This is a genomic window from Providencia sp. PROV202, assembly GCF_028479565.1.
GTDB lineage: Bacteria > Pseudomonadota > Gammaproteobacteria > Enterobacterales > Enterobacteriaceae > Providencia > Providencia zhijiangensis.
Genome location: NZ_JAMPNV010000010.1, coordinates 38,647 through 53,420, shown reverse-complemented (window position 1 = coordinate 53,420; position 14,774 = coordinate 38,647). Strand labels below are relative to the sequence as shown.

Genomic DNA, 14,774 nt, shown 5'->3' with positions numbered 1-14,774 from the left:
ATCTTTTCTTTCGTGGGCGCTGTGACTCGCCAGCGCAATGCAGTAAGTGCGATCCATTTTATTTATTGCGTGGTGTAGTTGGGTGATTAGTGCGCTCTGAGTTGCGCTCAGGCTGCTATATTAGACGCATAAAAAAGCCCACACTCGGTGGGCAAATGGTGGACGATAACTTTACTTACCAATGACGGGTGAATACTTTTTATTCAAGGTGTCTGACTTGTCGCCAGTACCTTTGATAGCTGCTGCATTTATTGGCGCACCTGTATTGCTGTGAGTATGTGCGGCTGTGAGTTCTGCTAATTCCTTGACCACATCTAATGTGTCTATCATCAATTGTGCGACGTTGATTTGCTGGCTACCTATCCAAACAACAGGCGCTATAATTTGTTGCTGTGCGCCTGCAATGCTTTGTTTTATTTGCCCAACTTTCTCAATGAGCTTTTGCCCAACATCAAGGGTCATGTCTTTTTCAATACTGGCGACATAATTTGATGATGTGGCGATTGAGTAGTCACCCTCAGATAATTGCAGTATTGCGCCTGCTAGTAATTTTCGTGTACCTAAAACGGTTAATGTGTCGCTGGCCTGTATTGTGGTTTCCCTTGCGACCAGTTCACGCTGTTCTTTGTCCGCTTTGATAATACGTAACATTGACGCTTCATTGATGCTTTGGTCAGTTTCACGGTTCCAACTACCATCTTGCGTTACACGCTGAAAAACTTCTTTGCGCTGTTGCTGCAATTGCTCCCCTGGTTGTATGTCCGGTAGGGTATTATTTTGACTGAGCGTTTGCCGGATAAACGGTTTATCTGGTCTGCCGCCTTCAAAAGCAATTTCGACTAATGTTCCCTCGGGTGGAAATTGAAACATACCGCTTTCACCGCCTGCCATTGGTAGTGGTAATGGTACCGCTTTGTAAGTTGGTGCGGCTGATTCGTTACCATCACTATCTAACAATTGCACATCAACGGCATATTTCGGTCTGAATGGGTCAGAAATATCACCGGCACTAACTGACTCGCTTGGTGATTCAATTCGCGCGAATTTTGGTAAATGTAAACCTGCTGATAATTCGGGGTAAGCTTTATCAATTTGTTTTTGAATTGGGCTCTTATTTTCGGCTTTCCCTGTCAGTGGATTTGCTGCAGTCCAGTAGAGCGTAATATCGTCATTTTCAAGCTGAATTTTATTAACCCGCTGATTATTTACCACGGTTCCGGCACGTAAAGCGGGGATTAATGGATAAGTGGCGCTGTTACCTGCAGATTGATTCTTTGAAAATTCAGTGGGGATTTCGTGGTTATCGGCTTTAAACATCGAATCAACCCAACTGCCGACAAAAACTTTACCATCGGGCATTTGGTACCACACATAATCAGTGATGCTAAAAACTGCGCCTAAATTAGTTAATAGCTGATATCCGGTACCATTGTGGGTGAAGTGAGGAATAGGTGTATAGATATATTGCGCATCGGGCAAAATAAAGGTTAGGCCGCTATTTTCGTGTAGATAGTCGATGATGGTTTTTAATGTTGGGTGCTGAAATGAACATGGCCACATTTTATCAAACAGGCCAACGAGCTCACGCACAAATAATTTTTGAAAGCCATTATCTGCAGGTTGTGAGCGTTCAACGTACCCAGTGAAATACCGATACAATGAATCCGTGTAACCTGTATCAAATCGAACTAATTTACCTGTGTAATCATTTTCTGTCTCAACCGTCAAAAAACCACGACCACAGGCTGATAGTTCAAGCATGATTTTAGCATCCACAATATGGACTTCATCATTAGATAAATAACAGCGGCTAATGGGTTTCATTATTATTTATTCCCTAAATCATCAATCGGTTTCAAAACCGTGCTTTCAAACCAACTTAATTCGTCTTTTTCTTCTTGTGACCCTGCCGTCGGTGCTTTCGGGTTGCCCGTTTGTTTTTTCGCTTTGACTTGGGCTGCGGTTCTGGCGTCTTTTTTCTCAGATACGGATAAATGCTCTCGCAACGTGAATGTGACTTGCCACGCCATCTGCCCATCAATTTCACTGGCATCAAGATTATTGGTAAAAGTACCAATGCGAAAATTAATTGCTTTAGCTGTGTGGTTTGCGACCCGATAACGTTTTAGCTTTCCGTTTTCGGTGGCTCTCGCTAATGTAAATAGGCGTGTGAGGATTTTTTCATCAATAAAATTAATCACGCCCGTTATACGCAACTCTTGCGGCTTAATACCTTGCTCTGCTACGGATGTGCTGGACGTTTGGCCGGACTGGTCTTTATCTTGAAATTGAATAGACGAATTAACTTTGATGTTTTTCAGCGGAATAGCTTCACCATCAAGGGCGAGCGTGATTGTCGGGTTCTGTGTTGTTGATTGATTTTGTTGGATCATGAAGCATTCCTTTTAGTGGTGCCAGTTCGCTTCCTGCAAACAGTGTAGCCAATGTAAAAATGGCATCTGGCTCAGGGATATCTTTTTGTAGCCGTTCCGCTAAATAATCGCCTGTACCTTTGCCCGTAAAACTCCAAATAACCACGGATTTTCCAAGTAAATCCGTGAGTTTATTGCCAATCTCTTTAAGTGCGCTCTCTCTTGCTGATTTAAAACCAGTCATAGCAGATTTCATGGCATCAATACCGCTTGTACTACCTGCGCTATTTTTGGCCTGTTCTATCAATTGGGCATTAATTGTTGCCCGACTTGTTGATGTTGATAGTGCCTGTGGCTTGGGTAAGCCGCCAAACTGTTTGCCCGGTAATTGCATTTTGGTGACTTGCAAATTAGCTGCTGTTTTTGCCATGCGTTCTACCTGTGAGAAAACAGGCAGTGGAAATACAGACGAAAACAATTGTAATAATGACATAAATTCCATCTGCGATTTAGCGCAGACCATCATGACAACAATGTCAGTTTCACCCGCACCTGCCAATTTCTTTGCAATGTGATTAATGGCGTTGGTTGGGCTTAAATAGCAACCTGTATCGGTTTTTTGCCCAAGCCCATAAACAAACGGATGTGCTGGTACCATTGAACAGGTTATCCCCGACATGGTCGGGGACATTTTCATGAGCGATTTACGCCACGTTGGGTGGATTATGGTTTCACTGGCCATTCGATATCCGGTGCGGTTGATGTATCAATGTCCGATACTTTGATACTGTATATTTCCCAAGCGGTTAAGCTATTTTTATCATCATCTGTCGCCATGTTCAGTCTTACTTTTCGCTCTAAAATGGTGATGTTTTTCTCTGCATCATCCGCACATGATTGTTTTTGCATTGCAGCTTCGGCGATAAGTTGTTCTTTAGGTACTGGCGGGTTGGTATGTGCATCAACTTCTTTTACTGTCATTTTTTTAAATAATTTAAGATTTTCTCTAATATCAAAAATAGCAGGCACAACCGCGTTATACTCATTTTTTAACGGTAGGTAGATGAGTTCGGCTTTATGGTAAGCGAGTAAAGCGTCATTATAATCTTGTGATTTTTCATCGACGCATTGCATTAATTCTTCGCGTTTTTTAAAAAGCTCCACTTGTGATTCTTCGTTATGCCCTTCACTTAATATCAAGACGTTATTTTCTTCAAGTTGCTGTTTTGCGTCTTCAAGCTCTTGAGTTGCGTGTTGTAATCGCGAGTTGGCATCAATAAAATCAGGTTCGCTTTCAGTCAATAAATGCTCAAGTTCTGTCAGCCTCGCGACCTGCTCAAGCTGACTAGCATCATACGCATACACTTGATTTGTTTTTTTATCTTTATAGTAATTCATGTCTATCCTCATGATAATTCAGCCCATAAATACAAACTCCCAGCAACGTCAGTCACTTCATAAGTCGCCCCTGAAGGAATAACCATTGTAATATTTACGGCTTTTTCGGCTGATTCATAGCGAGATACTTGTCTTGCCATTAGGAAACCGTTTATTTTGACTGACAGTGCGGCTAAAGTGTTTCCTGATGCGGCTTGGTAGGTGACACTGATTTCAATCGCTCGCCCCTTATCGTTTGTATAGACGATATTAGGCTTTCTTTCCCCTGTTGCGTGCATGTGCCGCCATGTTTGGCCTACGCCAATCAATTTTGAGTTAACATCATTAACAAGCTTTTGCGTTGCAACAAGTGTTGTGGATGTTCCCAGTGAAGCCGTTCTTTCTGCTGTTGTTAGCGCAGTTGAGTTGCCAGTGCGAACAAACCCGCTGGCATCTTTGCTCACCCCAGTCAGCCTTTCAAAAGGCACTTTACCCGTCATCATTTCCCCTGACGCAGAAAATGATAAGATTGCAGGAGAGCTGGATACCGTCGCATCAATCACCATCAACCGCCCATCATCCAGCATGCACACACGGTACTTTTCGGTTGGTGAACGCATTGCAGAAAACACGCTATTAACAGTAAAGATATCGCTACTTGCATAATTTCCCGCAGGCTGAAATGCTTTTGTTGCAGCATCTTGGCTCATCACGGCAGTTTTTGAGCTTCCGGCTGTTTGAGATAGACCTGTCAATCTTTCAACGGGTATTTTGCCTGAGATTAATTCACCTGATGCATTGAAACCAAAAACTTGACCACTAGTAGCATCATTTATCATCATAAAGCTACCCGCATCGGTTATCACAATACGATAGGCAAATGAAGGGGATTGCATGCGGGTATAATCTTTTAATTTACTGAATATATAACCATCAGCATAATTTCCAGCGGGTTGTTTCTTGCCTAATTCAGTTGTCACCATCTGTTGACTAGCGACTAGCTCGGTACTATTTCCTGTTTGGTGCGTGATATTGGCTTTATCTATTTTTTTTGTTAAATCAAGTTTAAAGCGCGTTTCCAACGCGCTGATTTCTTGGCTACTTAACCCACCCATCGGGCGCAAGTCTTTTACGTTTCCTGATGCGTCAATACTGGCAATAGCAAACACTTGATGGGTAAACCCAAAGGCATCAACATAATTATTCAGTGTTGCCGCTGGTGTGATTTTAACAACGGTATTCCACTGGCTAACAATGTTTCCTTGATAGCTAAAATCCGCATACACTTTAGTGTTGCGTAACCCGTTTAAAATCTGGTTTTGTGCCAGTTCACCACGTAGCCCACCCACATAGCCCAAGCCTTTTTTTACCGTATATTGTTCACCACTGCGGGTGACTTCAAAACCATCATTAAAGAATGCAGCCGCGCCGTAGCTATCAACATTAATTAGGCGCTGCATTTCATCAATGCCCGACAAGCGGGCAGTAAAATCAATTTGCCACGTTTCCGCACTGGTTTTGATTTGGGTTTCTTCGGCTGCGCCTTGGAATTCCAAGATAAATGAGCGAGTTAATACATTCCCTTGCTGCCCATTTTGGGTTTTAAGTTTCTTTTGGGTTGGGGCATGGGTAATCATGGCCACGGTGCCGGATGCTTTATTTAGTAAGCCTATCCAGTTGAAATCAAAGTTACCGACTTCTGCGCCCAATGTGACGCTATAGGCCACGGCATTTTCGCTGGCTAAACCTGCTTTATTGACCGCTTGACGGTGAACAATTTGATTTGCAGGGGGTAATTTTTCATTGCGGTCAATCGGCTGTGACGGGTCTAAATTCGGCACATTGGCAAACACGAATTCATCCAACAATACGGCCTTACCGCTTGCCGCCTCTTGGGCTTTCCAATTTTCGAAAGCAACTGTAATAACTGATGCCATGAATGTAGTCCTTTACATTAATGATGCGCCAAAGGTTTCACTTGACGCGGTAATTTGTCCAATTCGAATAAATAATGGTTGATTTGGGAGCGTGGCGTAATAGCAAATATAATCGGCTTCAACAAAGCCCACGCGCATTCCTAACTCATGCACCGCCATGACTTCAAAACGATAGCGCCTACATGTTCGCCCGTACTGACGGATAATTTGCAGCAACAAATCAGGGTTATTCGCTATTTGCCCGTCGCTGACCCGTAAAATAATGACATCCCAGTCAATATCCGGTTGTCGCTCGTTAATTTCGACATAGCCCACACCAAGGCGTTTAAATATCTCAATAAATCCTGCGACACTGCCGGAGTCTTTAGCATTGATAAATGCATATTTCACGCGTTTACGGTATAAATCCAACGGTTCATTATTAAAGCGGTGGATATCGCGTTGATAGGCCAACAAGTTTAATAATGGCTCGGTGCATGTATCGGGGTCTAATTGCGCCAAAGGCCACGTTAACCAGCTATAAACTATTTCCCAAAACCGCTTTGCGGCTCGCAATAATGTGGCAAGCTCACCAAGGTTCATCCATGACGGCAACTGCAATCGCTTTAATCGTTCTTTAAACTCGGGCATTTTGCACCTCTATCGTGAGCGATTTTAGGCGTGGGACGCTTAAATCACTGACAATGTCGGGAATGCTAAACACAATAGAATCCAAGACGGAAAATTGTTTATGTAACTCACGGCCTAAATTTGAGAATGAAAAACGCGAATATGGCCATGTTTTTTTAACGTCATAATTGGTGTTTTCACGAAATGCACAACGCACCAAATCACCCGTATCTTGTTTAAGTTTTTGCAATTCCTCTGCGGTAAAGTTTTCCACACTTTGCACAAATAAAGTCACTTTTAATACGTGCTGTGTTTCTGGCATGGGAAAACACTGCATATCATCACCGTGTCCGTGGTGGCCTTGTGCATTAATATAATCATTCACTTTGTCGATAAATGGCTGACTGGTGACGCCACTGTCTAATAACAAATAGGCATTAGCCGTTCCCGCTCCGCGCGGTGCATCATGCAAAAAGAAAATACGGTCAATACTCAAGCCGACAACATTCGCTATCATGCCGCGATAAACCGCATCGGTATGATATTGACCGACTAAGTTATATTGATTGCGGCAGCGGTCACGCAAATCATTGTCACTTTCTGCATTCGCACCCGGAACCAATAACCAATTTTCTTCACTTTGAACACGCTCAATCCCTGCAATCGCCACGGGTAAAATACGAAAATAACCAGGAGCAAGATTGTAAGCTCCTCCGGCATTTTCAGCGATAACCGGCACTAATGCGCTATCGGTATTTATCGCTTTCGTTTCAACGGTTTTCATACTGTAAATAATTCCGTTGATACGCTCTGTTTGCACAATGGTTCCGGCAGGAATGGTGACTGTTCCCGCACCTGCGGCACGATAAAAGCGGATGACGCCTTTTGCTTCGGTGGCAGGCTTGCGCGTTAAATTGACGCCCCATGCAAACATATCTAGCCATTGCCCTGATGCAGTGGCTAAATACATATTTTTCAAGGTGACATTAATTAATGCTTCCGTGAGCCAGCGAACAGGCTTTGTTACGATGGTATTAATCAAGCGCCAAAACGGTGACATGTCCGAGGTGTTAGTAACAAAGCCCTCATCGTGGACAATTTCCGCAAATTTATCGCTAATTTCTTCCTCTGAGACTGGCATCCCGCTATCACGTAAAACCTGTTCATAATCAATTTCAGGGATTTTTTTACTGTTCATAATTTACCCCTAAATTGATACGGCCAAAATCATACGTATCCGCGGTTACCCAAAGTCGCTTAGTATTTTCTTCATCAATCACAACGGTACCCGGAACTAACCGTTCATCACTTTCAACCAAGATTTCCATTTGAGTGCGAATGTCCGCGCGTAATGTTGGGCTACGCTCTGCCACTAATTGGGTGGCGAGTCCGCTTTCAATAATACGGTGTGCCACATCTTGGGTGATTGATTGACGGTTATTGCATAACTCCGGCTCATTGCCGGAGTTTAATGTCAAATCTCGGTTTGTAATTAATAAATCAATGTAGAGTAGATTATCCATTATCAAGCGCAGTCCATTCCGCTAAATCCGTTGGTGACATTCCGTTTGTCACATTGATATTTACTGTATCGTATCGCTTGCTGTTATCAATCGATTGGGTTCGGTTATTGCTGATTTGCCGACTAATGCCGCCTTTCTCTACACCGCTAAGTTGCCCACCGACCAATAAACCTGCCGCGCCTGCTGGGGCGGGTGAACCGTCAACGGTTCCGGTGGTTTTGGTTTCAATATTGACACCCGGCAAGTAATTTAGTGTTTCTACAATGGTGTTATAAACACTACGGAAAGAATCCGTAATTGATTGCCAAACCTTTGAAAAAACAGCTTTAATACTATTCCCCATTGCTTCAAATGTTTTATCAATAGGTGAATCACTGAAGAAATTGCAAACCGCATTCCACCCATCTGTAATTGCCTGCCACGTTTGAACAAATGCAGATTTCAAAGTATCAATCACAATCATGAGCGCCTTGAATGCCCATGTATCGGCAAAATAGGCTGTAAACTCTTGCCATTTTTGCGCCATCCATTCCCATGCTTGCATAGCAACAAGCCCGACGGCACGCACGGCAATTGCTATCACTTTAAATGCGGTGGTGTCCATCACTGCGGCTTTAACATCATCCCAATGTTGAATAAGTTTATAAATGCCATAAGCTAAAAGCGCGATGGCGCCAATTACTAATAAAATAGGCCAGCTCATAAATGAAAAGCTGACACCTGCCGCCATTGCAGCAATACGCACCGCTAACAATGTGCCGCGAATAAATTTAAGGGCGGTATTCCATGCCAATATTGCTGTGCGATATAGCCAAATAGCAGCAGTGCCCATTTTTAGCATGCCACTAAATACCCCCATGATGATACTTAACCCTGCCATGATAAATTTGGAAATACCCATCACGATATTGGCGGCAGCACCTGCGGCAGCAAATCCGAGTGTGCCCATGGTGATATAGCCGACCCATCGCGCAATATTGGGGAATAACGTAAACCATCGTACAAGGGTTTGACCGCCTTCCGCGAGTTTATCGATTAATGGGGTAATGACAGGTAATAACGTCATACCAATGGCGATACGGATAGATTGCCAAATAGACATAAGCCGTTCCCACGGATTGGCTAATTTTGCGGCTTGCTCCGTGGTGCGCTTCATTCCATCACTGGCACCTAAGAAACCAATATTTTTACGCAAAATATCAACATTGCCATAAAGCTGTTTGACCACGACGGCAGAATCACCAAAGGCCGCTTCAATTTCTTTTTGGGCTTTTAAATTGCCCTCAATACTCTTGCCATATTTGGCCTGCAATTTATCCAGCATTTCAGGCATGGATAACATCTGACCTGACGCATTGACGAATGACAGGCCGAGTTTTTTACCGCTATCGGACGCTGTTTTGAGGAATGCTTCATACGCTCCCGACGACTCACCGCCTAGCGTTCTTTGCAGTTCACCCAATACCGCAAGCTGCTCATCAATCCCGACGCCAAATTGCGTACCTGCATTTTTTGCGCCCTCCATCAAACCTGTTATTTCAGCCATCGATACACCAAACGCTTTTGACATATACACGGCCTTACCCGCCAAATCTTCGGCAAACTTAACATGCCCAACGGCATTCGCATGGCTCTCAAACTGGTTAAACATTTGTCCCATATATTCAGTGGCTTCGGTTGATGTGGCTTTCAATGCAGCGGCTGTCGTATTGGTAATACGGGTTAATTGCGGCAAATCTTGCTGTGTGACATTGTTAATGGCTTTGCTGATTGCCGTAGTGGAATTGACAAAATCAATGGATGATTTTCCGTATTGGGATGCGAATTTCAGGGCGTCTTTAGACACTTTAGACATAATGCCATCATCAATACCCTGTAATGATGCACTCATCATGGCGTCATTCATTTCAATGGCAGGGTCAAGAATGCTTTTAATAGACCAGAACGCCCCGGCAAGACCTGCACCGCCTACAGCAATTTTACCAAAGGCGACTTGGCTATCTCTAGCAAAATTAGAGACAGCCGATTGCACTTGTCGAATAGGCTTTGTGATATTGTCGATAAGGCTGAGAGTAAAATCTAACTCGCTCATGAGTCACCTTTAAACGCTAATACAATTCCGTTTGCGACTGCAATTTGCGTATTTTTCCAGTGACGGTTATCTAACCAGATTGCAGTAGCGAGATTTTCTTCCGTGTCCGGCTCATGAGGTAAATAGTGTTTTCTGAGCGCAATGAATTGCTCTAACTCATTACGCTCAATTGCACGAACACGGTTTTTTAGTTTTTTACGCTAATTTCCAGCTTTGGCGCGTATTCTTTGTTTACTGCTTCGGCAAGCTGTGCGGCAGCCCCCGGGAAGCTCAGTAATTCATCTAAATATTCTTTGCTTTCAGCGGTGACAATACGTTTTAAATAAGTGGTGAGCGGGGCAACTTTATTGTCCATCGACATATCGTTAATCATGCCATTATAAGCCGTGATATTTGGCTCAAAGCTAACGTCTTTTTCATTGATAGTTAACGTAATAATTTTTTTAGTCATGAGATAGTTCCTTTCTCTTTCTGATTTCGTCCGTTAATTGGTTGTGCCGTGCGGCACATTGACCGTATAAAATAGCCATTTTTTCTAATGGCTCTGAGATATCACGGCCTGTTGTTCCCGCGAGTCTCGGAATGTCCGTCGAGCATTTTTTTAACAGGTTTTCCTGATAGTTCACGCTCGATGTTTTCTGCGGTTTGGTTGTACATGCTGACAAACTCATCACTAATACAAACGTTAGTAAACACAGGCTTAATAATTTCAGTGCGTATTTCTCTGGGGGCAGCATTGGCAATCCCCTCCAATTGTTCTTCCAGCTTTTGACCGGACTCACTCGATATCTTTTCAATATCCCCTTTAATTTTTGCTGCTGTCCTACTTGCGGTTAGCTCAATGCTATCGTGATATAAGCCGTTGACTTTCCAACCCGCGCCAAAGGCACAGGCCAATAAAGCAATTATCAGCGCGAGTTGTTTTGTCATATTAATGCATATCCTTTTTCGAATTCGGCAATGCCCCAAGGTTGCTGCCCCGCATTTTCGACACGAGTAATGGCATCCGCTAAAGCAAACAAAACGTCTTTTTGCATAACAGATAAGCAATCATCAGGACTAACCCCTAACTCTTTTGCGACACGCTGAATATAGCCCTCCGTGTTATTTTCCACTGGCGGTGCATAACGGTTAATAATTTCACGAATAGAGCAAATTTTGTGTTTTCGCTCATAGGTACGCATTAAAATAAATAGCGCCCGATACCCCCATTCCGGTGCGATAAATCGGCAAAATGATTTATCTGTTTGCTCAGGGTGTAAACCTCGCCATTTATCACCGTGGCGGATATTACCGGGGTTATTGTTACGAATGCCTCTTGGTGGTAATTTGCTCATTGCTTAAATTTCCCTTTTAACAGTGCGCTTCCACGTTTTCTAATCCACATTTCAACCGCTTGGTATCCGGCAATCCCTAATGCGGATGCACACCCAACAAGGGCAAGCGGTGAAAGGTCGGGGATCCAAATTAAAAGTGCAGCGGCAGCGACAGAGGTTGCCGCCCCTAAAATCACCCGACTCACAAATAACTTGATGGTGATAGGTTCAGCCCCTGTTAGCATTTGACCAATGCTAATTAGCGCCCCGATAATAACCATTGTAATAAATGTTTTTTCGTGTTCTTCCATGAACAAATTATCCCTATTATCCGATAAGGGTTTGAGTTAACTCAGATTCCAAATAAGGAATGCCTTTAATACGCACAAAATCAGGACTGGTGACCAGATATTTAATTTTGTGAGTAGTGAGTGCACCACCTTTGGGGTCGGTATCTAAAATATCAGTCAGAATCAATTTATTACCGAATGATTCGACTTTCATTTCTTCATTGCCCGCCTTGGCATACCATAAGAAATCCATTGGCTTAATCCCACGCCATGAACCTGCCGCCCGCGCTTTTGCAACGATAATCTCAAAATATTTTGTACTAATTTCGATTTCACCCTCTGCGCTCACATCACCCGCGACAAAACCGTCGGGCATACCTTTGGTTTGCGCGGCTGCGGTATTATCAGTAATGGATAGACTCACTTTTTCGACGTGAATTAAGTCACCATCAATATTAAAGTCAAAGGATTGACCAGATAAACGTTGGCTCATTATGCGCTCTCCAAGCTAGCATCCAGTAAGATACTGACCGTAATTCCTTTCGGGCATTCATACGTTCTTACTGTGATATAAATTTCAACGGTATTTTTGGTTTTCCACACAATCACGACGTCATTGTCTTGCGGTGGCTTGCACTCACCGGGGAACGTAACCCCGTTAATTTCTGCACTACGTGACATTTCACGCATGGTGCGAGCAAAATAGGATTTGTGGGTTTCGATGCTGTTTGGTGTACTGTTTAAGCTACGGTCTGCAATTTTTGCAATAGCTTGTAAACGAACGCGACGCGCGACTTTATCAACAATACGCAGGTTTTCAATCGCTTGAAAATCACCGCCCTCAACATCTAAAGTGCGACCATCCGACCAATACATGCCGTCATAGTCGGGGTACCACATTGGCACGCTATAACGGAGTTTTTCCAACGCTTGCAAGGTGGCTAAATCAATTTCTACCCCGCTATCGTCTTTAGGTTTATCAACGCTACCTAAATCAAGCAAAGCGCCTGTTTTCACCCGAGCCGGACTATCAGCAATGGTAACCGCACGGTTACATAAACGACCCGCCAATACGCCCGCTTCATTTCCCCAAAACGTGGGCACTAATTGAATAGATTCAACCGCTTCGCCTTTTTGAAGATCGCCAAGGCGGGTTAAGGCTAGTTGCCACGTTTCTTTTGCTTGTAAACCTGCGACGGAAAGAATTGCCCATGTCCAGCGCCCAAATTTCGCCATTAGATTTGCGCGGAGTGTTTGCGCGGCTTTAATGGTTGCTTTCGTGGTGTCACCGATATAGACATAGCCCTCAACACTGGCAACAGATTGCGCTTTCATTACCGCATCAACAAAATCGGTTTCGGCTGCGCTCTCCGGTAAGACGTGAACATAACCAAACCAGTTCTGCCCCGCATTCGCCATTGCTGCCTTGATATTCGACTTTAAAGGGCTATTTTCTACCCCCAATAATGTATCTAAATCAGTTTGAGTATTAACAGGTAAGGTTTCACCAATATGGCTTTTCGCTTTGCCCACAAACAGCAAAACACGCTCAATTTCTTTGGTTTCGCCTTGTAACTGATTGACTTGATTAACCTGAATGTTAGGCCACATAGTTAAGTCCTTTTATTTAATATCCTGCGCTTTAACATCAGCGCCAAATCCAATCCCTTGTAACTGCCTTGCGAGTGCCTTTTTAAAATCGCTATCGCTCATGCCGAGGAAAACACGTGAAGGTACTTCAATAGTCCAAAATGTTTTGGCTGTTTTTTTACTTAACATTCGAATTATTCCACCTGCTTTTATAAAAGACATATTTGTTGTGATATCTTTAACTGATGGTTTTTTAATTCGTTTTCCTTTGGTTTCCTGATAACCAAGCTCCCGTAATTTTTTGGCTTGTTTGATAGTTGCTCTTCTATCTTTATCCGTCGGTTTTGATTTATTTTCTTGCTCTGAGTCTCTTTTTCTTCGGCTCACGCTCATTCCATTTTGCTGTGCATAACCAACTACACCAGCAGGAACAGGTTTTTTACCATTACGATAATGACCACCTTGTAAATAAATTCTAACGGCTTCTTTTTCTGGCATTTCCCTGATATGTAATAACTTAGGCATATTACGAAGCATTTTTTTCTTATACTTACTCTGCCTTTTTTCCCAAGCTTCGCCATCAGGCGATTGTTGATTTTTAACATTTCGTTTTGCTGATGCAATTACTCCATGCTTCGCCATGCGCCATAAAAAACGCTGTTTTTTCTTTTCTGATAATTCAAGGTTTTTTAACGCTTTTTGCATTTCTGCAAATTGCTCTTTGCTCAATTGGCCTTTAATTATCATTTTTCACGTCACTATAAATTTCAGCGTGTTCTGCGTATCCAAATTCGGTATCTGCCAGTGACCAACGCTTACCATCAAAAGGAACAATCCCGTTTATGTCTTCTTTCATCACAACGGGCTCAGCGAGTGAAATTGACACAATGACAACGGCTGTTTCGTCATCAACTTCAACAATCATAGATGGCGGTTCTTGTTCGATATTGCTATTGCCTAACTCGTTATCTTGTTCACATGCCCACGCATCAATTAGCAAAGGGATATAATCAGGGTGAATCAGTCGATAAGGAAAACGCCCCCATGAAATGACAGCTTCACTTTGTCGTATCATCATTTGATATTGGTCTAAGCCTAAATCCCGATGCGCGCGGATAAACTGTATTTCGTCCATTTCGCTTTTAAATTCAACATCGCAGACGCGTGGCGGTAAATTGGCTTTTAAAAAATCAGTTAGGCTTTTTAATTTATTCATATCATCGCCACCGTGACACGTTTTAAGCCTTTCATATTGCGGATCACAAATGCGGCTTCTGCGAGTAAATTATTCTTTGTTTCAGGGTTTTCTTGCTTCGGATTTGCCGCACGGCTGACAATTGATGTTATTTCGCCTATCAAATCCGCTTTAGCCCGTGCATAGAGCGCCTTTTTATATTGTGCACACAATGCGTTTTGCCCATTGGCTTTTGCTCCCGGAGCGTCATTTGCAGTGTTATACCCTTTAGACAACAATTGTTTTTTCAGTGATTCGAGCGATAAATTAATTTCAGCAACACTCGCTAATAACGCATCGGTTAATAACTCATGATTTAAATCAGGTGGTACTTGGCGCTGCTTTTGAAAATCCGCTAAATTAATATCAGGCCAAAAACCATCATTAGTTATTTCGACCGATTGATAATTTAAATCGTTGCCATTAAACATAAT

The 14,774-nt window shown here is 43.1% G+C and carries 19 protein-coding genes; all 19 read right to left on the bottom strand.

The window, feature by feature from the left end:
• Positions 1-171: 171 nt before the first annotated feature.
• The 19 genes from PR799_RS06545 to PR799_RS06455 all read right to left on the bottom strand — a co-directional run bounded on the left by PR799_RS06545 (position 172) and on the right by PR799_RS06455 (position 14,771).
• Positions 172-1,824, bottom strand: coding sequence for a hypothetical protein (locus PR799_RS06545; protein ID WP_272521545.1), 1,653 nt, complete (start codon positions 1,822-1,824; stop codon positions 172-174).
• 2 nt (positions 1,825-1,826) lie between these two features.
• Positions 1,827-2,393: a baseplate complex protein gene (locus PR799_RS06540; protein WP_272521543.1), complete on the bottom strand. Its 567-nt coding sequence runs from the start codon at positions 2,391-2,393 to the stop codon at positions 1,827-1,829.
• Complete coding sequence (locus tag PR799_RS06535) at positions 2,338-3,114, bottom strand: hypothetical protein (RefSeq protein WP_272521542.1); 777 nt, start codon at positions 3,112-3,114, stop codon at positions 2,338-2,340. Before PR799_RS06535 ends, PR799_RS06540 begins: the two co-directional genes overlap by 56 nt.
• Positions 3,096-3,770 carry a tail fiber assembly protein gene (locus tag PR799_RS06530; RefSeq protein ID WP_272521541.1) on the bottom strand — a complete coding sequence of 225 codons (675 nt, stop codon included), beginning with the start codon at positions 3,768-3,770 and terminating at the stop codon, positions 3,096-3,098. The genes PR799_RS06535 and PR799_RS06530 overlap by 19 nt, the downstream gene beginning before the upstream one ends.
• Positions 3,771-3,778: 8 nt before the next feature.
• The gene (locus PR799_RS06525) at positions 3,779-5,686 is read right to left on the bottom strand and encodes a phage tail-collar fiber domain-containing protein (protein WP_272521540.1); all 1,908 of its coding nucleotides are present in this window, start codon (positions 5,684-5,686) and stop codon (positions 3,779-3,781) included.
• Between the two features lie 12 nt (positions 5,687-5,698).
• On the bottom strand, positions 5,699-6,316 hold the full coding sequence (locus PR799_RS06520) for a phage tail protein (protein WP_048608846.1): 618 nt from the start codon (positions 6,314-6,316) through the stop codon (positions 5,699-5,701).
• A complete protein-coding gene (locus PR799_RS06515) occupies positions 6,303-7,493 on the bottom strand; it encodes a baseplate J/gp47 family protein (protein WP_272521539.1) in 1,191 nt (396 codons plus the stop codon). The genes PR799_RS06520 and PR799_RS06515 overlap by 14 nt, the downstream gene beginning before the upstream one ends.
• Positions 7,483-7,818, bottom strand: a complete 336-nt coding sequence (locus tag PR799_RS06510; RefSeq protein WP_048608849.1) for a DUF2590 family protein — start codon at positions 7,816-7,818, stop codon at positions 7,483-7,485. The genes PR799_RS06515 and PR799_RS06510 overlap by 11 nt, the downstream gene beginning before the upstream one ends.
• Positions 7,811-9,910, bottom strand: coding sequence for a phage tail tape measure protein (locus PR799_RS06505; RefSeq protein ID WP_272521538.1), 2,100 nt, complete (start codon positions 9,908-9,910; stop codon positions 7,811-7,813). Before PR799_RS06505 ends, PR799_RS06510 begins: the two co-directional genes overlap by 8 nt.
• The gene (locus PR799_RS17660) at positions 9,907-10,053 is read right to left on the bottom strand and encodes a DUF6890 family protein (RefSeq protein ID WP_442959911.1); all 147 of its coding nucleotides are present in this window, start codon (positions 10,051-10,053) and stop codon (positions 9,907-9,909) included. The genes PR799_RS06505 and PR799_RS17660 overlap by 4 nt, the downstream gene beginning before the upstream one ends.
• 44 nt (positions 10,054-10,097) lie before the next feature.
• Positions 10,098-10,361 (bottom strand): putative phage tail assembly chaperone, encoded by a 264-nt coding sequence (locus tag PR799_RS06500; protein ID WP_096864679.1) that lies wholly within the window; start codon positions 10,359-10,361, stop codon positions 10,098-10,100.
• Positions 10,362-10,462: 101 nt separating this feature from the next.
• Complete coding sequence (locus PR799_RS06490; protein ID WP_272521537.1) at positions 10,463-10,840, bottom strand: hypothetical protein; 378 nt, start codon at positions 10,838-10,840, stop codon at positions 10,463-10,465.
• Entirely contained in the window at positions 10,837-11,247 is a 411-nt protein-coding gene (locus tag PR799_RS06485; RefSeq protein ID WP_048608857.1) for a structural protein, read from the bottom strand. The genes PR799_RS06490 and PR799_RS06485 overlap by 4 nt, the downstream gene beginning before the upstream one ends.
• The gene (locus tag PR799_RS06480; RefSeq protein WP_048608858.1) at positions 11,244-11,537 is read right to left on the bottom strand and encodes a phage holin family protein; all 294 of its coding nucleotides are present in this window, start codon (positions 11,535-11,537) and stop codon (positions 11,244-11,246) included. Before PR799_RS06480 ends, PR799_RS06485 begins: the two co-directional genes overlap by 4 nt.
• Positions 11,538-11,553: 16 nt before the next feature.
• On the bottom strand, positions 11,554-12,009 hold the full coding sequence (locus PR799_RS06475) for a phage protein (RefSeq protein ID WP_048608860.1): 456 nt from the start codon (positions 12,007-12,009) through the stop codon (positions 11,554-11,556).
• Entirely contained in the window at positions 12,009-13,127 is a 1,119-nt protein-coding gene (locus PR799_RS06470; RefSeq protein WP_272521536.1) for a DUF2586 domain-containing protein, read from the bottom strand. The genes PR799_RS06475 and PR799_RS06470 overlap by 1 nt, the downstream gene beginning before the upstream one ends.
• Positions 13,128-13,139: 12 nt before the next feature.
• Positions 13,140-13,853 (bottom strand): hypothetical protein, encoded by a 714-nt coding sequence (locus PR799_RS06465; RefSeq protein ID WP_272521535.1) that lies wholly within the window; start codon positions 13,851-13,853, stop codon positions 13,140-13,142.
• Positions 13,843-14,322, bottom strand: coding sequence for a phage tail protein (locus PR799_RS06460; protein ID WP_164455410.1), 480 nt, complete (start codon positions 14,320-14,322; stop codon positions 13,843-13,845). The genes PR799_RS06465 and PR799_RS06460 overlap by 11 nt, the downstream gene beginning before the upstream one ends.
• Positions 14,319-14,771, bottom strand: a complete 453-nt coding sequence (locus PR799_RS06455; protein ID WP_164455408.1) for a head completion/stabilization protein — start codon at positions 14,769-14,771, stop codon at positions 14,319-14,321. The genes PR799_RS06460 and PR799_RS06455 overlap by 4 nt, the downstream gene beginning before the upstream one ends.
• Between the last annotated feature and the right edge of the window lie 3 nt (positions 14,772-14,774).